The sequence below is a fragment of the Methanolobus mangrovi genome, assembly GCF_031312535.1.
In the GTDB taxonomy this organism is placed as follows: domain Archaea; phylum Halobacteriota; class Methanosarcinia; order Methanosarcinales; family Methanosarcinaceae; genus Methanolobus; species Methanolobus mangrovi.
Map to the genome: position 1 here is coordinate 2,593,227 of NZ_CP133594.1, position 22,336 is coordinate 2,615,562.

Genomic DNA, 22,336 nt, shown 5'->3' on the forward strand with positions numbered 1-22,336 from the left:
TATATGTATTATGCTATTACTACTTGACCCAATAGAAATAAGATATGGAGAACCTTTATATGGTAAAGAAGGATTAACCTTGCTAAGATAAATAAATTGGCTAACATTCAGAAACTGAAATCGAATTGATTAAAAATCATATCGTATTTGGTTAAGTCAAAAATCAGACTAAAATGCCATGAAATTTGGAAATAATAAGCTCATTCTATGACTTAATATTTCGCTCAAATATATATATTTCGAACTGTTTTTCGAACAAAAAACATGGGTTTATATTATGTATATTTTAGTAACTCCTGCTAAAAATGAAGAGGAACATCTACCTCAACTGATTGAATCTGTTTTAAGTCAAACAATTCAACCAATCTTATGGGTGATTGTTGATGATAACAGCCAAGATAAAACATCAATACTAATTAATGCTGCATGTAAAAAACATCAATGGATAAAATATACTAAATTAATTGATAGTTCTGAATATGATTGGCTAGGATATGGTCGTGTAGTCAAACATGGATTTACCCATGCACAGAAAATTGCAGAGAGTGAAAATATAAATTACGACTTTCTTGGCATTTTAGATGCAGACATTGTTCTTAGTAATACTTATTTTGAATATTTAATAGAGGGGCTAAATGAAGATCCAACAGTGGGAATTACAAGTGGAACGTTATATATAAAAACCAAAAAAGGTACAGTTCCAGAAGATAATTCAGATTGTCCAAGAGGAGGAGCAAGGTTATATCGTAGATTTTGTTTTGAAGATATAGGCGGATTTTCGGAACTGCCATCTCCTGATACCGTTTCAGATATAAAGGCAATGAACAGAGGATGGAATTTAACAAGGACAAAAAAAGCTGGGGCATTACATAACAGAAAGTCTTCATCTACGCGTGGCTTGTGGAATGGTTATAAAAAGATGGGTGAAGGAAGATATTATTTGAATTTTCATCCATTTGCTGCTTTTCTTTCAGGTTTATACATTGCAAAGAACCCTCCTTTTTATCAAGGTTTTGCTTATATCTATGGATATTTTAAAAGTTATGTTACCAAAAATGGGCAAACAAATGATGATGAGATTATGATTTATTTTGCAAAAGGATGGAATAAAATTAAAATGAAAGCTAAAAAAGATATTACTAGGAAGTAATCTGCAGATTTAGTTAATCATATAAATAGAATTGTCTTGCAATCGAATGTTACATGATTAAAAAGCAGAATCATCTCCATTATACATGATTTATACTCATCTTTTCACTAGACATTTGCCAAAAAGATATATATATTTATAAAATTCACAATATTTCCTGAGGGGGGAGCTCCAATACATCAAAAAAGTAGTTAGTCCTAACTTACTAACTGCTCTACACGCAAAGAACCATCTTTCAGCAAGAACACACGAAAATTCTGGTTCAGGATAAATCTGTTTTTCAGAATTCGCACTTTGAAGCTTTAAAAGCCATTTATTAGTAAGTGTTAGAAAGTCTATTGACTCGTCGAAAGCCCAAGCTCCTAACTTTTGATGAATTAACTTTTCATCATCTGAATATATTATACCCAGTCGTTTAATTTGTCTTTCGTATATGCTCCAAGCTGATGATTTAAGAGAAAGTTCATTTAGTTTAGAAGTTTGATTCTCATGTAGTCGATAATATGTCAATATCTTTGGTATGTTTGTAATTTTGCAATAAAAAGAAAGACGCTCCCATAAGTCATAATCTTCCGCATAATTTAAATTAAAATATTGATTATGTTCTATCAACAATTCTTTCCGAAGCATAACTGATGATGTTGCTACCGGATTATTAAAAAGCATTAAGCTATGCGCAAAATTAGGATTTGTGGGATGACGCCATTTATGACTCTTTTTTGTTCCAATGGTTTTCAGCCATGTGCCACAAATTCCAATATCAGGTTTATTATCTAGTACTTTAACTTGTTTTTCTAATCGGAGTGGATGACTTAGATCATCAGCATCTAACCATGCGATGTATTCACCATTTGCTTCATTAATACCTCTATTCCTTACTTTTACCAAACCACAGTTTTCTTTATTATCCAGTAGTTTTATTCTTGAATCACTGTATGATTCAATAATTATTCTACTACTGTCCTTTGAACCATCATCGATTACTATTAACAGTTCAAAATTTGTAAATGACTGATTCAGGATACTTTCAATAGCACTTCTCACATATTCTTCTGCATTATATACAGGCATTATTACCGATACTTTAGGATTATCCAAATAAATCAATCCTTACTTTATTTTAATCACTTCGTTTGATAAGTGAAATCTCTATTTCTTGGTGTGCACTTTTGTTTATAGTACCATAAAGCTCACGATAGTTTATTTGCATTCCATTATTCCACTGATTTAACAAGTAATCTTGGTGAATTGTTCCATGAATGTTATCATTATCTTTTTGAACTTTATTTATAGGTATGTTGATTATTTTTGATTTATTGTAGCAAATACCAACCCGCTTCTCAAAATATTGTATGTAGTGCTGCAATTTTCCTTCAAATGTATTGGGAGAATTAAATTTTGTATTTTCTGCAAGAACAGTAATTTCACGTGTTAAGAATAGATGCCCATCAACAGATAAAGGATAAGCCCAATCAAATTCCTCCTCTTCCCATATCCAAGAAAGTTTGTCCTTATCAGAAATTATATCTGGAATAAAATTCGGTAATTTTTGATCTTTCTGTATCGTATAGGCTCGCTTCAAATTTGCACCCATGCGAAGGGAAAAGACCGTGGTGCGTCCATCAAATTTTGTAAAATCAAAAACATCAATGTTTTCTGTAAATACAATATCATCTACCAAAAAAAATACTTTTTCTGCATTTATAGACTTAAGAATTGTTATGAGTTCACTTTTAAATGAATCTTTACTTTTCTGATGTATAGCAGAAATTGGATAGCCTTCAAAAAGCGAAAAAACTTCATTATATGCTTTTTGATGAGCACTTGATGTAGTTCTATATAAAATATGTACTGGCACAGGCTCATTAATTTTTTCAATGTAAGACGAAAGCAATGCATGCAGTTGGAGTGCTCTGTCCATGGAAAAGATCACACATTCAGTTAGATGATCACAATTTTTATTGTATGCTGTAGTATAAACATCAATTAATTTGTTGGATATGCAATTCTCTTTTTTCATAACAACTAAATGAAATTGCAACAATATCATGTTAAGAAGCTTTAATAACTGTTCAAATAACGTTGAAAATATCATTCTGAGCCTAATCCTAAGAATTTCTAAAATATTCATTTATTCTCACTATTTACTTACTTTTTAAACCAAAAGCATCCGCATCCATAATTTTGTTCATCCGCCATTTCTTCGGTGGCATTCAATACCAATCCCCCATCTTTAGGATTGTCAGGAATTAAAGCAAATTCCTTTAATTCAAAACTCTTGAAATAGTTAATTATTTGCTTATAGGAATATATGCGATGGGCATTAAACATAATTTTTGGTTTGCCTATTGGTATCACAAAAATCAAATCAGCTCCTTGTGACAATACTCTTTTAATTTCTCTAATAGCTTTTAGATCGCCATCTGGTCTTATAGGATCTCCATATCTTCCAAGTCCTACATGTTCTATCACATGCATACAAGATAGCGATGAGATACTCTCATCTAAAAAAGGAAGTGATGTTAAATCGGCATGTTCTGATTCCAGATTACTTAAATTTAAGTTTGCTGGACGATAATCATAAAATTTAATTTTAATGAATGCAGAAACTATAGACACAAAATACAAACTTGATGAAATATCTACATGTTCAGCAGGTTTATTTCGTGACAATATTCTTGCAGCCCATGCTGTATGAAATATATAGTGTCTATCAAAATCTGTGCCTGTTGTAGCATCATTTAAACATGGATAGCGTTCGCTCCATTTTATAGAAAATCTGGATTCTGTTTGAGACGATATATGTTTAAAATCATTAAAATCTCGTTTGAATTTTTCTAATAAAATGATTTTCTTTGTTGATTGATAGAGAAAGACAACGGGGTATATTTTGCTAAATTTCTCTTTGTATCTATCTAAAAAATCATGGCTATCAATCCAATTAGCTTTCATTGTTCCTCTAAGGTTCTTTATTATGTGTTTTTAATCTACTTTGTCTGCACTAAATTAAATTCATCATAATTCCCTTCACTTGTTCATAAATATTCCTATCAAATTTCAAGACTAAAACCCCATAAATCCCAATTCCCAGCACTACTGAAACAAGTGTTGTCCATATAGTAGACAGTGTTACGATAATTCGATACCCCTCTATAAAGATTCCCATCACAAAGGTTGCCTTCAGAATACTCAATAAGCTTTTATACTCCAATGTTACTCTAATGACCCTTGCCAAGACTTGTCGTGCAAGAAGTGCATTCAAAGATAGGGTCACAAACGTAGCTATTGCAGCTCCTGTAATGCCAATTAAAGGTATTAATAATGCATTTAGCACAATGTTTGCGGTCGTAGCTACAGATGTTACTTTGAAAGCCTCCTTCTGCATGTCCATCGCGCCAAGATAGGTGAGAATGAATAGTTGGAATGTGTTGATAATCTGGGTAATTAAAAATACAACAAGTACCGAGTAACCTTTTACAAAATCGGTACCGTAGAAGTAATACAGCAAATTATCACCAAGCAGTATACCTCCTACGCATATTGGAGTAGCTAGAAGCAGCGAGTAAGTGACTGCTTTTGATAGGGATGTTTCTATTCGTTTAAAATCTCCTATTTTACTCCAGTGGCTGACATTTGGCCATAAGGTAGTTTGCATTGAGATTGCAGCCATTGCTGCGATAGATGCGAATTGTATTGCAATCCTATACACTCCTACATCTGAGTTATTCATATAATATCCTATCATGATTGTGTCAGCGTATGAATAGATCATCACTCCACCTGTGGTCAAAAACAGCCAGAAAGAAAATTTGGATAGGCTTTTTATGTGATACCATCCAAAACGGACAAATTGTAGGTCAAAGAATCTTATCTCGATAATGATGGTAATAATCATCCCTGCAATGAATCCTCCTACAAGGCCTGCAACACCGTAACCCAAAAACACTGCTATGACTTGCACAATAATGCGAGTAATTTCATTAATGAAACCACATGTTGCCTGAATTCCAATTTTTCTAAGACCAGCTATCATATTGTGCACAGTGCCATATATCAAGGAAATAATTATTGCTACGAGCAACCACTTGAATACACCAGTACTGTTGAGATCCACAAAATAGTCCCTAAATGCTATCAAACATAGAATAGTTATAGTAACAAAGGATGACCGTAATACAAAAAATGCACTGAAATACTCATTCTGTTCTTCCCCTTCGCTAATTCGCTTGATGGCCGCCCCACCAAATCCTCCGTCAGTTACAAGATTGATTATACCTAAATATGCCGTAAATAGAAAATATGCTCCCAAAACATCTGCACCAACAGTATGAGCAAAGTACATTGTACTGAAGAAACCAACGACTGTCACTGTAATCTTCCAGAGAAATGATATAATACTCTGGCGTTGTACTGGTTCAATGCTCATAATGTGGGAGAATATAGCTTTTATTTTGGACATGATATTTGCTGAAAATCTGGATTTGTCCACAATTTTAATGAATACTGATACATTTCATATCAGGAAGATAATACCTATCATGTATTCTTCAAGTCTTCTTCAACCATCATTTTTACCAAGGCTTTAATTCCAACACTGGATTGCCATCCCAATATCTCCCTAGCTTTGGTTGGATTACCAATCAGTATATCTACCTCAGTAGGTCTATAATATCGTGAATCTATCTCAATCAACACATTGTCATTATTTATATCCACTCCTACCTCATCCACTCCTTCACCCCGCCACTCAATTTCCACTCCAATCTCTCTAAACGCAAGTTCTACAAACTCCCTTACAGAGTGTGTCTCACCAGTAGCAATCACATAATCATCAGGTTCATCCTGCTGAAGCATCAACCACATGGCTTCAACATAATCTCCTGCAAATCCCCAGTCCCTTTTTGCATCAAGGTTGCCGAGGTACAATTTATCCTGAAGTCCTTTCTTGATCTTGGCCACAGCCATTGTAATTTTTCTTGTTACAAAGGTCTCTCCACGAATGGGCGATTCATGATTGAAAAGGATACCATTGCAAGCGAACATATTGTAAGCTTCACGATAATTCACTGTGATCCAGTATGCATATAGCTTTGCTGCAGCATAAGGGCTCCTTGGGTAAAATGGAGTCGTTTCACTTTGCGGTATCTCCTGAACCTTTCCATATAGTTCACTTGTCGAAGCTTGGTAGAATTTTGTCTTCTTCTCCATGCCAAGGATGCGTATGGCTTCCAGAATCCGCAGGGTTCCCAGTGCATCAGAGTTTGCTGTGTATTCAGGTGTATCAAAAGAAACCTGCACGTGACTCTGAGCTGCAAGGTTATAAATCTCATCTGGTTGTGTTTCCTGTATGATTCTAATCAGATTTGTGGAGTCTGTCAGGTCTCCATAGTGCATGAAAAAGTTCACGTTTCTCTCATGAGGATCTTTATAAAGGTGGTCTATACGTGCGGTATTGAATGAAGATGATCTTCGTTTGATTCCATGCACGATGTATCCCTTGTTAAGCAGGAACTCTGCAAGATATGCACCATCTTGGCCAGTGATGCCGGTTATTAGAGCAGTTTTTGCCATCATTATCATTCCGAAAGTAAACGCATATTTATTATTTATTGAAGTATACTGTTAGTTCACAAAAATTCAAATTTGATTGATTAATGAATGTGCGGTTTCTTTGACACTTCTCTTTGATGAATATTCAGGTTTCCATCCTGCAAATTTCAATCTATCAATTCCAAGAAGCATTCGTGGAACATCCCCTTTCCATCCTCGCTTTCCACCAGTGTATGTGATATCAATATTTTCAAGTCCCATTTCTTCAACAATAATTTCACCAATCTCAGTAGCATTTATTGTATCTTCAGAACCTACATTAAATATATTGACTGCTTCATTGCTATTATTTATAGCGAATATTATTGCTTTGATACATTCACTTACATGAAGGTATGATTTAGATTGTCTACCATCACCAAGTATCTCAAGTTGATGTGGATTGTCCCTGAGTTTTTGGATAAAATCCACAATGATTCCATGTGTGCTTCGTTCACCAATGATATTCGCAAACCTGAATATCCACGATTTCATATCGAATGTATGTGAATAAGATGTAATGAGTGCTTCACATGCAAGCTTTGATGCACCATAAAGCGATATTGGCATTAATGGACCGTAGTTCTCCGGAGTGGGCACTATGTCTGCTTCACCGTAAACTGTTGATGTGGATGTGAAAGCAATGTTTGTTACCTTGTTCTTGCGCATTGCTTCAAGCAGATTATACGTTGCTGTGATGTTCTGGTCAAAGTGTACTTTTGTGTCAAATGCTCCTAACTTTACATCAGGATTTGCTGCTACATGAAATACAAAATCAATGCCATCACATGCCATGTTTATTTCATCGGTTGCAAGCAAATCCCCATTTCTGAACTCATAATTGGGATTTCCTGTGTGATGTTTAATAAACTTCATGTGTCCCGAACTTAAGTTATCAAAAACTATGACTTTGCAGTCTTCTTTCATCAATATGTCAACAATATGGCTACCGATGAATCCTGCACCACCAGTGACAAGTATTTTTTTGTTCTTAAGTATTGATTCGACTTTCATTTTAACCTTTTACGTTCTTGATATCATATAAATCAAATTATAAGAGAGGATGAAGTCTTCTATTCTCTCCCATAATCATCATCAAACCTTATAATATCATCCTCTTCCACATACTCTCCTAACTGTACCTCTATGATTTCAAGAGGTAACTTACCCGGATTAGAAAGCCTGTGTTTCATTCCAGCTTTGATGAATGTACTTTCTCCTTCTCTTAAAAAATACTGTTCTCCATCAACCTGAACACATGCCATTCCCTTTACAACCACCCAATGTTCACTTCGATGATGATGCAGTTGCAAACTCAACTTCTTTTGTGGCAGAACAATTATGTTCTTGATTTTATGTCTTTGTGAATTTTCCAGTATGGTATAAGATCCCCAAGGCCTGTACACGGTCTGGTGCAGTTCTGCACGTTCATCATTAATACTTTTGAGAGAGGATACAACATCCTTTACTTTCTGGCTACTACTTTTAGGACACACAAGTAACGCATCCGGAGTATCCACGACAATCATGTCATTAATATCAATAAGTGATACTATCTTATCAGCTTTTGAGTAGATCAGATTTCCCGATGAATCGATAAGAACATCATCGCAGTTGTTCACAATATTATTGTTTTCATCTTTCTCAAACTCTTCATAGATAGCATTGAAGTTACCAAGATCACTCCATCTTTCTTGAATTTTCACAACTGCAACACGGTCTGATTTTTCCATGATTCCGTAGTCTATGGAGACAGAGGGAATTTTATTATAAATATCTTTTATGTTCTCAGAACTTGCAAAGGCAGCAGAGATGTCTGGTTCATGTCTTTCAAGTTCTTCAAAAAAAACATCTGTGTCGAAAAGGAACATTCCACTATTCCAGAGGCATCCATCTTCAATATATTTTCTTGCCGTGGAGGTATCTGGCTTTTCCTTGAATTCCGAAACTTTAAATCCAATTCCAATTGAATCTGTTGGTTTAATGTATCCATAACCTGTATGGGGTGAAGTGGGTGCAATTCCGAATGTAAGCAGGTACTCATAAGCGAGTTCTTCAGTTTTTCTGATGGTTTCCATTGCATTTTTATCAAGTATATGATCTGAGGAAAATATTCCGACTACAGATTTTCCAAATTCGCTCTCAATCCTGGACATTCCATAAACAATTGCAGGGAGTGTATTCTTGCCAATTGGCTCCAGCAGTACATTGTCAAGTGGAATCTCATACCCAAGCTCTTCAATTTGTCCAATAACAAAGAATTTTTGTGATTCGTTCGTCACTACAAATATTTCAGAGATATCTGAAACCTCCAGACATCTAAGGACAGTGTCCTGAAATAGAGATTTGTCAGTTAGTTTCAAGAATTGCTTTGGATATTTTTCCCGGCTTAGGGGCCATAGGCGTGTGCCAGAGCCACCGGCAAGTATGATGGATTTGATAAAAATGCCTCCACTTAGGTATTTAGAGTTTCATATGTTTGTGTGTATTAATGAACATACAAATATATAAACGAATTGTATTTTATTTATAACACACTATAATAGTATCCTTCTTATTTATCAGAAAATGTTCCCAATTCAGGTATTTCATCTTAATATTATCTCCATCTCAATTCTTAAGTACTATTAACTCAATCATACCCCCAAAATCTAACCATCCCTATCTACTTCTATAATGTGATCACATGCCATACAAAATTATCGAGAAAAAAGAAATTGCACCCTCAGTGCACCTGATGAAGATCCTGGCACCAGACGTTGCCAAAGCCGCAAAAGCAGGCCAGTTCATTATATTACGTATTGATGAAACAAGTGAGCGGATACCACTGACAATTGCTGATTTTGATGCAACTGAAGGTACCATCACAATAATCTTCCAGGAAATGGGCAAAACTACAAAGCAGCTTGCAAAAATGACTTCTTCAGACCAGCTTCAGGACTTTGTCGGTCCCCTTGGAACACCTGCTGATGTAAGGGAACTCGGTACAGTTATCCTTGTGGGCGGCGGAGTTGGAATTGCTCCTGTATATCCACAGGTCAGGGCATATCGGGAAGCAGGGAACAAAGTAATATCCGTTATTGGTGCAAGGAACGAGAGTCTTCTTATCCTTGAAGATGAGATGAGAACAGCTTCAGATGAACTTCATGTTGCAACGGATGACGGTTCCAAAGGTCACCATGGCTTTGTCACAGATGTTGTAAAGAACATACTTGACAGTGGTGAGAAGGTTGCAAGGGTAGTTGTCATAGGTCCTCCTATTCTTATGAAGGTTGCAGCAGGTATGCTGGAACCTTATGGTGTGGAGACACTTGTAAGCCTCAATCCTATAATGATAGACGGCACCGGCATGTGTGGCGGATGCAGGGTCTCTGTTGGTGGCGAGACAAAGTTTGCATGTGTTGACGGCCCGGAATTCGATGCTCATAAAGTTGATTTCAATCTCCTAATGAGCCGCCTTGCCCTGTACAGGGATGAGGAATCAAAGTGCCTTGAGAACCACAATAACAATCACAAATGCACCTGCAGGGGTGAGAACTGATGGTAGAAAGACAGGCAATGCCTCACCAGGATCCAAAAGAGAGAGCACACAATTTTGATGAGGTAGCACTTGGTTATTCTAATGAGCAGGCACTTGCTGAAGCTTCAAGGTGTCTGGAATGCAGGAATCCAAAGTGTGTTGAAGGATGTCCTGTGAATGTCGATATCCCTGGTTTCATTTCCCGTATAAAGGAAGGAGACTTTGACGGTGCTATCGATAAAATAAAGCTTACAAATGCACTTCCTGCTGTATGTGGTCGTGTCTGCCCCCAAGAAGTACAATGTGAGGAATTGTGCGTACTGGCAAAGAAGGGAGAACCTGTTGCTATTGGAAGGCTTGAGCGTTTCTGTGCGGACCATGAAAGGAAAAGAGGTGTAACTCCTCCTGTGCGTCCGGAGTCCACAGGCAAGAAGGTTGCAGTAATCGGTGCCGGACCTGCAGGTCTTACGGCAGCAGCAGACATTGCAAAAGCAGGCCATGCTGTAACAATATTCGAATCACTCCACGATACCGGTGGTGTACTTACCTATGGAATTCCTGAATTCAGACTTCCAAAGGCAATAGTAAAAGAAGAAGTAGAGTACATCAAACAGCTTGGTGTTGATGTGAAGGTTGGTTATGTTATTGGGAAAATAAAGACACTCGATGAGCTTGGGAAAGATTTCGATGCTGTTTTCCTTGGGACTGGTGCAGGACTGCCAAAGTTCATGGGCATTGAAGGCGAGAACCTCAACGGTGTTTACTCCGCGAACGAGTTCCTCACAAGGGTTAACCTGATGAAGGCTTACCAGTTCCCTAATTATGACACTCCTATCAAGAGAGGTAAGAAGGTCGTTGTGGTCGGTGGCGGTAACGTTGCAATGGATGCCGCACGCAGTGCACTTCGCCTTGGTGCAGATGAGGTCAGTATAGTCTACCGTCGTAGCGAGGAAGAACTCCCTGCAAGGAAAGAAGAGGTAGAGAATGCAAAGGAGGAAGGTATTGTATTCAGGCTTCTCACCAATCCTGTTCGTATTCTCGAAGGCGAGAACATGACAGTAAATGGCGTGGAATGCATCAGGATGGAGCTTGGAGAGCCGGATGAATCAGGACGCAGAAGTCCGGTTCCTATGGAAGGTTCCGAGCACGTAGTTGATGCTGATATTGTCATTATAGCCATAGGTACTTCACCTAACCCTATGATATTCTCAGGCTCAACCGGTCTGGAAACCAATTCAAGGGGAACCATCATAGTTGATGATTCCGGAAAGACATCCCTTGATAATGTCTATGCCGGTGGGGATGCTGTGACAGGTGCTGCAACAGTTATCAGTGCCATGGGCGCAGGCAAGATCGCTGCACAGGCAATAAATGAGTATCTTACTAACTGATCTTGTAATCCGGCTTTGTCCGGATCACTTTCTTTTCTCTTCTTTTTCTGAACATCTTTTTAAGCTGGTGTATGCTTAATGGTATCAATGAAAAAAGGCAGGTCTTTTTCGGATAAATCCAAAACCTCACCCCTCAAGAGTGTAAATTCTTCTTCCAGAGTAAACAAAGCTCTTGATAGTAAAATACCAAAGAGAGATCCTGCTCAAAAAAAGCCGGCTCAGAGATATGCAAGTAACGAGAAGGATTACATCTTCTGGTGTATGGATTGTAATGTTCCCCTGATCGAAAAAGGCTGTAATACTTGTGGAAAAGAAGGCAATAAGATTGATCTGTCACAGCCGGCAGATGTGAGATTCTGTTCTCCGTATGAACGAAGTGTTCTCCATGATCTGCTTTTATCTTCCTTTGCCTATGACCCATTGGCTGAGAGGGTCGTTCTACTGAATAAAATACCAGGAGACGATAAGAACGATGAGGTCATAGTCGATGGTCTGTTCTTTGGCACGCTCCGTTTTGATATGCAAAGAATGGACTACGTTTTCGAGCCATCAGTTTCAGGAGCACACATCCTTCAGGTGTATACCAATCAGAAAACCGTAGTCCTGAAAAAGAATTCCAGACATCTCAATGGTAAAAAGGTGAATTATGACCTTGTAGAATCTGTTTCTTCCGATGTCCGGTCGAATGATATCATTCTTGTAAGGTCAAGCAACCTAACAGGATTTGGTGTAGCATACTGCGATGCAAAGGATGCACCTTCTGCAGATGGTCCTGTGATAAGGGTTCGAAAGATAGATTCTCAGCAGGTTTCATTGAATCCTAAAAATTCCACAATGGATGATGTGATAGCTGCAAATGTATCTCACATACGTCTTATTGGAAAGAATGCCATGAATACAATAAAGGGCATTGCCAGTCAGAAAGATTACAAAGACCTGCCTGTCAATGTATCCTTCAGTGGCGGAAAGGATAGTCTTGTGGTGCTTGACCTGACTCTGAGTGCACTTAAGAACAGGGAAGTCCAGGCTTTTTTCCTGAATACTGGTATTGAATTCCCTGAAACTGTGAAATTTGCTCACAATTATTGTTGGGATAGCAACATCAAATTGATCGAAAAGAAGGCAGTGTCTGATTTCTGGGAAAATGTGGATTCATTCGGTCCTCCTGCAAAGGATTTCCGATGGTGTTGTAAGATATGCAAACTTGCTCCTGCAAATGCAGCCATAGAGGAATGTCTTGAGAAGGCTCCCACATGCATAACTGTGGATGGTAAAAGAAGATACGAGTCTTTTTCCAGGGCCAATATTTCCACAAGTGAAAAGAATCCATTTGTTCCCGGCCAGCTCAATATTTTTCCCATAAAAGACTGGAAGGCAATAGAGGTCTGGTTGTACATCTATTGGAGGAAGCTTGACTATAATCCGCTTTATGACCTTGGATTTGAAAGGGTAGGATGCTACCTGTGTCCTGCAGCCCTTTCAGCAGAATACAAGCGCCTTAAGGTCCTGCATCCTCAATTACATGAACGGTGGGAATCGTTCCTTATGCAGTGGGCAGAAAAGAATGGACTGTCCGATAAATTCATAGAGCATGGCTTATGGAGGTGGAAAGAACTCCCTCCCAAGATGCTAAAACTCTGTGAGGAAATGGGAATATCTCCATCTGCAAGTGTTAGTGACTCATCATTCACTATCAATATCACTTCAGGAATATCTCCATGTAAGGCTGGTGGTTATAGTATTGAAGCTTCGATACATGGTTTTTCCATGAAAAGAACTTCGGATGTAATGAACATCATCGGAAAAACAGTTTTTTCAGAAGAACTTGGTCTTCTGATGGTACGGACTGATTCATCCGCGGTGAAGATATTCTCATCCGGGAGCCTTGTGGTAAATTCTGAAAATAAGGCTGCTGCAGATTCTCTTTTCAGGGAAGTATCGCGCCAGTTATTGAAAGCTCACAGGTGTACGGGCTGTGGAATATGCCTTAAAGTCTGTCCGGTGAATGCTATTGCTATAAAAGATGGTTATGCACAGATAAATGATAGTTGTATCAGGTGTGGTAAATGCACGGATTCATGTGTAGTGCTCAAATATGCGGATAAATTATCCTGATTCAGGTGTGCAATCCTTTCACAGTGAATTATTAATAGGTTCATATATTATATAAATCAAGGAAAAGAATATTTGAAGGATATAAATTGTTATGATAAATCAGGATGGGCTTTCGCGTATAATCGATAGTAAGTGGAAACTAGTTTCTCTTATAGCAGTTTTCTCCCTGTCAGTCCTGTTCGTGTACATACTCTTCCCCCTTGCTGACGGTATTGTTCTTGGCCTTGTATTTGCCTATATTGCCCGCCCAATTTTCATGAAACTGAAAAGATTCAGGAAGACTGCAGCTCTTGTGGCAACGATGTGCATAGTTGTTCCGGTTGTATTCATAATCGGTTCCGGAGTAATTGAAATACTTCGTCAGATGGTGTGGGTAATTGAAAACCAGGGTTATGTCATTAATACAGCATTTGATTTTTTCAGGTCTATAGACATACCTGCAAGATACACTGCCGATGTACAACAAATGATATGGAATATTTCCACATCTTTCTTTCAACTGCTGAGCAAGATTGGAATTATATCGTATGCTCAAAATCTGATGATGTTCGCTATAAACCTGCTTGTTGCAATATTCTTATGTTACTTTTTACTTGCAGATGGTGATGGTCTTTACAGGTCCGTATTGCGGATAGTTCCAACTGAATACAAGCCTACTGCTATACGATACTTATTTCATCTTGATGTGATTTTGCAGGGTGTTTTCATAGGGAATGCTTCAGCGGCATTGATTGCAAGTGTTCTTTCTCTGGCGGTTTTCTATGCATTTGGGTTTAGCCATGTACTTGCGCTGTCCGCCCTTATATTCGTTGCATCCGTTATTCCTATGTTTGCAGGTTACATGGTTCTGCTTGCTTTATCTTTATATCGTTATCTGGATATGGGTCTTGAAAGTGCAGTAGTGTTTTTCGTCGTTTCATCCATAATCATCTATGGCCCTCCTGAACTCTTCCTGCGTCCTTACCTTTCAAGTATTAAATCCCAGATACATCCTTTCCTTATACTCCTGGCATTTATGGGTGGTGCGTTTGTAGGTGGTATTGCAGGTTTCTTCATGGCTCCTATTGTATTGGGTGCGATAATCGCAGCATACCGGGTTTATACGGGCAATGACGGGCCGGTTTGTGCACAGAAAAATGCTCATTTTTGCGAAAAAGAAGTTGCAGAATGAATGGGCATTTAAAGCGACTCATTTTATGGGTCCGGGCCTTTATTTGTTCCTTAATGACTTGAAAAAGGTTATTAACGATTGGTCTAATTAAGATAGCAGAATCTTACAGGTGAATTTATGCAATTATTACTGATCCATTCTGATTATATTGAATACGAAGTGAAAAAGAGCACCCCGGTTGCTGAAAAAATAGAAGAGTCCTTTAAAAAAGGCAGACTCGAAGAAGCTCTTACTGCATTTATCGCAGTGGAAAAAGTAGATGAGTCCAACGTAGAGGGTGCTATCTCAAAAGCTGTAGAAGAGATAAAAAACGTGGCTTCACAGGTCAAAGCGGAAAACATAATGGTATATCCGTATGCTCACCTGAGTTCTGATCTATCTTCTCCAAAGGCGGGAGTTGCTGTCCTGAAAGGTATAGAAGAAGCACTTTCCGGGGAATTCACTGTTAAGAGGGCACCATTCGGATGGTACAAGGCTTTCAAAATAAGCTGTAAAGGCCATCCGCTTTCCGAGCTATCACGTTCAATAGTTCCTGATGAAGTTGCTTCAGGTTCAGAATCATCTTCATGTCTGGCACCCGTAAAGGAAGAAGTGGTGTCCGAAGCTCTCAAAGCCGAGAGCACAGCAAAATCATACTGGCATGTCCTAACTCCGGATGGAACTTTGCATGATGCAACTAACTTTGATTTTACAGGACATGAGAATCTCGGAAAGTTTGTGGACTATGAGATTTCCAAGAAGAGGGCTGTTGAAAAGGCACCACCACATGTTGAGCTGATGCGCAGGTTGGAAATAGCTGATTATGAACCGGGATCGGATTCCGGTAATATGCGCTATTATCCGAAAGGCCGCCTGATGAAATCACTGCTGGAGAACTATGTGCTTGAGGAGTCTGCAAAAGTTGGTGCAATGGAGGTCGAGACACCTCTTATGTATGATATGAATCACCCGACTCTGAAAAAGTATCTTGACAGGTTCCCTGCCCGCCAGTATTCTATTGAATCTGACAAGAGGCAGCTTTTCCTCAGGTTCGCCGCCTGCTTTGGTCAGTTCCTTATGAACCATGACATGACCATTTCCTACAAGAATCTGCCATTGAAAATGGTAGAGATGACCAGGTACAGTTTCAGGAAGGAGCAGCGTGGGGAACTTGTGGGTCTGAGACGTCTGCGTGCTTTCACAATGCCTGACATGCACAGCCTGTGTGCAGATATGGACAATGCAATATCCCAGTTTGATGAGCAGTACAATATGTGCATCTCTGTTCTGGACAAGATTGGTATCAAGGTTGACGACTTTGAAGTTGCTATCCGTTTTACCAGGGATTTCTACAATGAGAACAAGGATTTCATTACAAACCTTGCAAAGACTGTGGACAAGCCTGTACTTATTGAGATGTGGGATACTCGTTTCTTCTACTTCGTACTTAAATTCGAGTTCAATTTCGTTGATGCTCTTGCAAAGGCAAGTGCGCTTTCAACTGTGCAGATAGATGTTGAAAATGCTGAAAGGTATGACATCAACTATATAGATTCCAATGGAAATGCCAACAAGCCTGTGATCCTTCACTGCTCCCCAAGTGGTGCAATTGAGCGCTGTATCTATGGCCTGCTTGAAAAAGAAGCAATGAAGGCCGAAGAGGGTGGAGTTCCTATTTTGCCATTATGGCTTTCTCCTACTCAGGTAAGAGTAATACCTATAGCAGAAAAGCACATGGATTATGCTTTAAAGGTATCTGAGCAACTTAACTGTCGTGTTGATATTGATGACAGGGACGATACCGTAGGTAAGAAAATACGTGAGGCAGGACGTGAATGGATTCCTTATGTTGTAGTTGTTGGTGACAGTGAGGTAGAGAATGGTACGATCAATGTAACCATCCGCGCAGAATCTCAGCCAAAGAGCCCTGTGAAGGTAGAAATGACCTCTGAAGAATTAAATGCCAGAATCTCATCTGAGGTTCAAGGAATGCCTTATAAAGGTCTGTGTCTGGCAAAAATGCTTAGTCAGAGGCCAAAATTCATATAAACCTTTCATACAAATTAACCTGTATGCAGGGTGAGATATCTAATGCAGAGGAACGTTCCTCTGCAACAATACTTGTCAGGGGAAGGGTGCAGGGAGTCTATTTTCGTAAATTCACTGTAGAAAATGCAAGAAAACTGGGTCTGACAGGATTTGCGCAGAACATGCCGGATGGAAGTGTTAAGGTCTTTGCTGAAGGTGAAAAATCCTCCATACAGGAGCTGATCGTTTTTCTGCATACGGGCCCTGCCCAGGCCAGAGTTGATGGTCTTGAGATCTCATGGTCTTCTTTTGCTTCAGAATTCCAGGATTTCAGCATTAAACGGTAGTTTGCCTATCTATTATTTATATATTAATAAAAGGTCATAGTTGCCTTTTCCGATTAACTTTAATAGTCTTATTGCTGATTTCTTACCAATGGGAAACATAATCATTGTAAGATATGGTGAACTTGCCTTAAAGAGCACGGGCGTTCGTAACTTTTATGAAAGGACTCTGGTGAAAAATATATCCGCAATGCTGGATCACCGTGGTATACCTTATTCCCGGATAATGCGTGAATGGGGAAGAATATTCATCGAAACCGAAGATATAAGGGCTGCAAAAGCAGCAGCAGATGTTTTTGGAGTTGTGTCTGCTTCTTTTGCGCAAGAGACGGATGCCACAATTGAGTCTGCAGGTGACTTATGTGCAAAGCTTGCGGATACTTTTGTTACTGAGGGCCAGTCATTTGCTATCAGGGCCAGACGCACAGGTAACCATAGTTTTTCATCACGTGAGATTGGCATGAAATGTGGTGATGCAGTATGGAATATGCTGGAGGCAAAAGGTATTACTCCTTCTGTGGACCTATCAAATCCTGACCGGGAAATATTCGTGGAAATGCGCCAGAGCAAGGCATACGTTTTCACAGAATCAATAGAAGGTGTAGGTGGACTTCCATTGGGAACTCAGGGTAAAATGATATCTCTTGTTTCAGGAGGAATTGATTCTCCGGTTTCCACATGGCTCATGATGAAAAGAGGTGTGGAGGTTGTGCCTGTTTATTGTAATAATTCTCCTTATAATGAAGACGCTGCCCATAAGCGCACAATGGATTGTCTAAAAGCGCTTCAGGAATGGTGTCCAAGTCATCCTTTCAAGGCATATGAAGTTCCAAACGGTTCCAACCTTGGGAATTTTATAGATAAATGTTCTAAGAACAAAACATGCCTTCTCTGTAAACGTACCATGTACAGGATAGCTGCTGAAATAATGAAAAAAGAAGATGCTTCAGGTATAGTTACCGGTTCATCTCTTGGCCAGGTAGCTTCCCAGACGGCAGCTAATATGTATGCTGAAATCTACGGTCTTTGTCTTCCTATATATCATCCGTTGATAGGTCTTGACAAAAATGAGATAATAGATATTGCAAGAAAGATAGGTACTTTTGACATATCCATCCAGCCTGCTGGAAGTTGTCAGGCAGTCCCGATACATCCTGAGGTAAAAGCTGGTTTTGACTCACTGATTGCAGAGGAAGAAAAAATCGATATTGATGATCTTGTTCGCAAGTCAATTGAAAATGCAAGAATTATGGATCTGACCATCTGAGTCGGATTCTATCTATCTTTTTTGTTGTGTATTATTCATTTGCACATTTAGAATACATTTACTTTGCATGTTTTATTTATTTGTTCTGCCCATATATTGAGTAAGATGATTATGATTTTATCATGTGTTCATAGTCTCTATGTTTTTTGGGAGTGATGCAAAACTATTATATATAATCGTTTACAATGCACAATTAGGCGCACAAACACACAACAAAGTGAATTTTTAGCACAAATTTCATCCTTTATCTCTCGTCCATTCCCTCAATTATTCCCGTGCGCCTAAAACCTTTTTACTGTTTTCTCATCAGTATTACCTTTCAACAATACTTTTTCTGCCGAGAGTAACTCTTATATAAATATCGTGCATATAATATTCCTAGATTTATAATAATGCTTTTTAATCAATAGTTGGTTTATATGAGTGAACTTCCATGGGAGAATAAAAAAATAGCAGAGATTATGTCCTCAGCAGGTGATGAAGCGAAGCTATCGCCGGATGCTTCTACTATTAAAAAGGGTGCAACTCCCCCGATTCCTGATATATTAGCAAATGCTTTTGCAGATATGCAAATGGAAGAGGCAAAAATAGATACTCAAGAACCTGCATCAGACGTTAAGTTTAATCAACTTCCGGAAATGAGTTTTCCTTCATTTGGAGATTTACCAGATTTGTCTGTTGTAGGTCAAAATAAAAGTGAGGAACCAACTTCAAATCCTGTGGGGATGTCTTTTCCTCCTTCTTTACCTTCATTCATGAATGCACCAGGTATTCCTGAAACACCTGATCCAAAAGAAGGTACTGTTAATGACATTCCTAAAACATTGTTTGCTATGGATAACTCTAAAATAAACAATGATCCTTTTCCAGATACCAGTCCAAAAATAGTTTCCTCTCCAAAAAAAAGATCTCCTCCTCCTTTATTTGATCCGTTTATTCCGGGTGGACTAGAGACTGATTTAGGAAATGATCCTGAGCCACCAGCAACAAATATGCCGGAATTTGTGGCTAACAATCCCACATCATTTCCACCATCCTTGTCATCCTCTGAAAATTTACAGGTTTCTGGGATAAATCAATTTGCCAACACTCCCAATGATTCTCCCTCACCTTTCTTTGATGGTCCAATTGCTGGAGCTAACTCAATTGAAGCTACTCCATCGGTTGGTACCAATCCTTTTGATTCCACTCCCTCGGGTGGTGCGAATCCTTTTCAAGCTCCCCATACTGCTGGTGTGAATCCCTTTGATGCTCCTCCCACTGTTGGCGCAAATCCTTTTGAAGTTCCTGCTGCTGCTGGTGTAAACCCTTTTGATGCTCCTTCTACTGTTGGCGCAAATCCTTTTGATGCTCCTTCTACTGTTGGCGCAAATCCTTTTGAAGTTCCTCCTGATGCTAGTGTTAATCCCTTTGAGGCTCCTCCTGCAGCTGGCGTGAATCCCTTTGGTGAGTCTTTCCAGAGTGCTGAAAAATCTGTAAATGGTACTTCTAACGGCAAGGTTTCAATTAAACCTCCTATTAATGTAGATTCATTCAAAAAGAATATTGAAGGGATATCTGTTGTCGCCAGAGGCTTCCTCAAAAATCTGACAAAAGGGAAGAGCCTTATTCAAAGAATGGAGGACATGATGGGAGGTACTGTATCAGAAGATTTCCTATCTGCGAATGATGCAAAGTTATCTGTATCAGAGTCACCATTTGAACATGAATCAGACCGTACTGCCGCTCCTTCTCCTGTTAATCCGTTCTCTGCATTTACGGACGATTTGAAGGAAACACCAGATGATCCTCGGGCAAATCCTTTTGATTTTGATAAGGGGCCTGAGCATGTTGAAGCTATAAGGAAAGTGACTCCTATAGAAAATCCTGTAATGGAAATGGATCAAAAATATTCCCTTGATGAAGATGTGTCGAATGATCCGCTTCAAAAAACAGTTTTCAATATTAATCCTGAAATCTCAGATATAGGTTCAGATTTTGTGGAAATCACAGCTTTTGATAAATCGATGGCTCAAGATGCTGAAAATAATGTTGATGATGCTTCACGGATGGGTTTGTCGGGGATTATCTCTGCAAAATCAAATGGAATGATTGCGGATAAGAGGTATGCTGGCATTGAAAGTGATATCGACGAGCTAAAAGGGAATCTCAAGGATATGGGCATGCAATTCACTTCTGTCTGCGGTGAGGTTGAAATCTTTTCAAATAAGGTTTCGTATCTGGACGAGACATTGTCCTCTTTTGCCAAAGCCAGTGAAGATGTTCTGGCCCAGGATCTGGTAAAATTCGCAGATATTGAAGAAAAGATGAGTTCTGTGGGTGGGAAGGTTGGTAATTTTGAATCCAATCTTGCGGTTATCCAATCTGATAATACTTCTATCAAATCAGATCTTCTCAGGCTGGAAGACAATGTTTCTGAACTTGTGAATTGTTATACTGCACTTCTCGCACAGATGCATGAGTCATTGCAAGAAAACGAATCAAATTTTTCCCGTATTGATGATGTTTCAGGTAAGCTGGATGTAATTGGTTCAAGGATCAGTTCCATGGAAAAATCTCATGAAGATACAAAATCGACTTCGATGGAATTTTCAAGATCCATATCTGCATTAATTGATAATCTTGGCATGGTTTCTTCTGAGTTCAAGGAGTTCCAGCAGGAATCCGAGCAGAAGAATGCTGCAATGCTTGAGAAGATATGTTCTGTCACCGAGTATGTGGAAGCAGAATTAAAAAAACTGGGTGCCAAAAGTTATAAGGGATTCGGGCAGAATGTCCATCTTTCCAATATTGTAAAGAATTCAGGCAACATGAAACTCTGTATGGAGTGGCTTGAGTTTTTGATGGGCCTTGTAGGCCGTAATAATCTTCCTGACATACTTTCTTATTATGAAGAACTCGGCTGGATCACTGAAAAAGTGAGAATGGAATTACTGCATTATGCTGAGGGTATTGATTTCTACATGGAGAAGCCTGACTGGAAACTTACGCCAGATGACCATGTTAAATCTATCTGGTTCATCGAAAGTCTTGCCGGTATGAAGGTGGATAAGAACAGGCTATCTGTTATCGATAGGGATATCGAGAAGGTCAAAAAAGGCTCTGAGATATACGGAATCTGAATCTATCAGTTCAGTCTCGATCTAAATAAACAGTGCTGTAAACGAATGTTTACAGCATTTGATCTACTATTTTAGCTAAAACTATTTTTTAGAAAGCTCGAATGTTGCATTTGCCAGGAATACTGTACTGATAGGTACTGTAATCAGCAGTCCAACACCCAGAAGAATTGCGCCGATCATGGTGAGAACAAGCGTAATCACATAAACGATTATACTTTCCACGGGGACTGTCTTAACAATCTCGATACTTTCTTTTATTCCATCAATGCCGCCATATCCTTTAATGACGAGCAATGGCATCGTGAACATGAACAATATTCCTACTATTGTGCTGAGTATGGATGCTATTTCTCCAAGTATTCCGGCAACGACCATGTACACAAGCATGAATGTCCAGCTTCGGATAAAGTTATCCTTTTTGAAGCCCTCAAACACATCATTTATTTCTACTATCTCTCCTCTTGCTCCTTTGACTGCCATGAATGTAAATCCATAAACAAGGGGTGCAATGGTGACTATCAATATCGAACCTACTGCGGTTATCAATAAACCAACTATAAATGTTACGAGATTATCTTTCACAACATTCCAGGAGTTCTTCAAAGCTACTTCATAATCCAATATACCACATCCTGAATATAATTACTTACAAAGAAGTGT

At 38.8% G+C, this 22,336-nt stretch carries 17 protein-coding genes; 9 read left to right on the forward strand and 8 right to left on the reverse strand.

Features of this window, described 5'->3' with window-relative positions; genetic code table 11:
* Positions 1 to 277 precede the first annotated feature (277 nt).
* Positions 278 to 1,150 carry a glycosyltransferase gene (locus RE476_RS12745; protein WP_309308014.1) on the forward strand — a complete coding sequence of 291 codons (873 nt, stop codon included), beginning with the start codon at positions 278 to 280 and terminating at the stop codon, positions 1,148 to 1,150.
* 96 nt (positions 1,151 to 1,246) lie between these two features.
* Here RE476_RS12745 and RE476_RS12750 read toward each other — a convergent pair whose 3' ends face one another.
* From RE476_RS12750 to RE476_RS12780, 7 genes are all read right to left on the reverse strand, one after another.
* Positions 1,247 to 2,248, reverse strand: coding sequence for a glycosyltransferase family 2 protein (locus tag RE476_RS12750; RefSeq protein ID WP_309308015.1), 1,002 nt, complete (start codon positions 2,246 to 2,248; stop codon positions 1,247 to 1,249).
* 22 nt (positions 2,249 to 2,270) lie between these two features.
* Positions 2,271 to 3,071 carry a hypothetical protein gene (locus tag RE476_RS12755; RefSeq protein ID WP_309308016.1) on the reverse strand — a complete coding sequence of 267 codons (801 nt, stop codon included), beginning with the start codon at positions 3,069 to 3,071 and terminating at the stop codon, positions 2,271 to 2,273.
* Between the two features lie 227 nt (positions 3,072 to 3,298).
* Positions 3,299 to 4,102 (reverse strand): DUF268 domain-containing protein, encoded by an 804-nt coding sequence (locus RE476_RS12760; RefSeq protein ID WP_309308017.1) that lies wholly within the window; start codon positions 4,100 to 4,102, stop codon positions 3,299 to 3,301.
* A 49-nt stretch (positions 4,103 to 4,151) separates the two neighbouring features.
* Entirely contained in the window at positions 4,152 to 5,576 is a 1,425-nt protein-coding gene (locus RE476_RS12765) for a flippase (RefSeq protein ID WP_309308018.1), read from the reverse strand.
* 110 nt (positions 5,577 to 5,686) lie between these two features.
* Entirely contained in the window at positions 5,687 to 6,721 is a 1,035-nt protein-coding gene (gene gmd, locus RE476_RS12770) for a GDP-mannose 4,6-dehydratase (protein WP_309309622.1), read from the reverse strand.
* Positions 6,722 to 6,787: 66 nt separating this feature from the next.
* Positions 6,788 to 7,753, reverse strand: coding sequence for an NAD-dependent epimerase/dehydratase family protein (locus RE476_RS12775; protein ID WP_309308019.1), 966 nt, complete (start codon positions 7,751 to 7,753; stop codon positions 6,788 to 6,790).
* 59 nt (positions 7,754 to 7,812) lie between these two features.
* Positions 7,813 to 9,180: a mannose-1-phosphate guanylyltransferase/mannose-6-phosphate isomerase gene (locus RE476_RS12780; protein WP_309309623.1), complete on the reverse strand. Its 1,368-nt coding sequence runs from the start codon at positions 9,178 to 9,180 to the stop codon at positions 7,813 to 7,815.
* 245 nt (positions 9,181 to 9,425) lie between these two features.
* On the opposite strand from RE476_RS12780, the gene RE476_RS12785 reads away from it, so the two are divergent.
* The 8 genes from RE476_RS12785 to RE476_RS12820 all read left to right on the forward strand — a co-directional run bounded on the left by RE476_RS12785 (position 9,426) and on the right by RE476_RS12820 (position 21,676).
* Positions 9,426 to 10,280, forward strand: coding sequence for a sulfide/dihydroorotate dehydrogenase-like FAD/NAD-binding protein (locus RE476_RS12785; RefSeq protein WP_309308020.1), 855 nt, complete (start codon positions 9,426 to 9,428; stop codon positions 10,278 to 10,280).
* Positions 10,280 to 11,650 (forward strand): NADPH-dependent glutamate synthase, encoded by a 1,371-nt coding sequence (gene gltA, locus RE476_RS12790; RefSeq protein WP_309308021.1) that lies wholly within the window; start codon positions 10,280 to 10,282, stop codon positions 11,648 to 11,650. Before RE476_RS12785 ends, gltA begins: the two co-directional genes overlap by 1 nt.
* Before the next feature lie 78 nt (positions 11,651 to 11,728).
* On the forward strand, positions 11,729 to 13,765 hold the full coding sequence (locus RE476_RS12795) for a phosphoadenosine phosphosulfate reductase domain-containing protein (protein ID WP_309308022.1): 2,037 nt from the start codon (positions 11,729 to 11,731) through the stop codon (positions 13,763 to 13,765).
* Between the two features lie 91 nt (positions 13,766 to 13,856).
* Complete coding sequence (locus RE476_RS12800; RefSeq protein ID WP_309308023.1) at positions 13,857 to 14,936, forward strand: AI-2E family transporter; 1,080 nt, start codon at positions 13,857 to 13,859, stop codon at positions 14,934 to 14,936.
* Between the two features lie 117 nt (positions 14,937 to 15,053).
* Positions 15,054 to 16,964 carry a threonine--tRNA ligase gene (locus tag RE476_RS12805; RefSeq protein ID WP_309308024.1) on the forward strand — a complete coding sequence of 637 codons (1,911 nt, stop codon included), beginning with the start codon at positions 15,054 to 15,056 and terminating at the stop codon, positions 16,962 to 16,964.
* Between the two features lie 23 nt (positions 16,965 to 16,987).
* Complete coding sequence (locus tag RE476_RS12810; RefSeq protein ID WP_309308025.1) at positions 16,988 to 17,290, forward strand: acylphosphatase; 303 nt, start codon at positions 16,988 to 16,990, stop codon at positions 17,288 to 17,290.
* Between the two features lie 88 nt (positions 17,291 to 17,378).
* Positions 17,379 to 18,554 carry a tRNA uracil 4-sulfurtransferase ThiI gene (thiI, locus tag RE476_RS12815; protein WP_309308026.1) on the forward strand — a complete coding sequence of 392 codons (1,176 nt, stop codon included), beginning with the start codon at positions 17,379 to 17,381 and terminating at the stop codon, positions 18,552 to 18,554.
* Positions 18,555 to 18,973: 419 nt separating this feature from the next.
* Entirely contained in the window at positions 18,974 to 21,676 is a 2,703-nt protein-coding gene (locus RE476_RS12820) for a FlaD/FlaE family flagellar protein (protein WP_309308027.1), read from the forward strand.
* Between the two features lie 81 nt (positions 21,677 to 21,757).
* On the opposite strand, the gene RE476_RS12825 is transcribed toward RE476_RS12820, so the two are convergent.
* Positions 21,758 to 22,297, reverse strand: a complete 540-nt coding sequence (locus tag RE476_RS12825) for a DUF2189 domain-containing protein (RefSeq protein WP_309308028.1) — start codon at positions 22,295 to 22,297, stop codon at positions 21,758 to 21,760.
* Positions 22,298 to 22,336 lie beyond the last annotated feature (39 nt).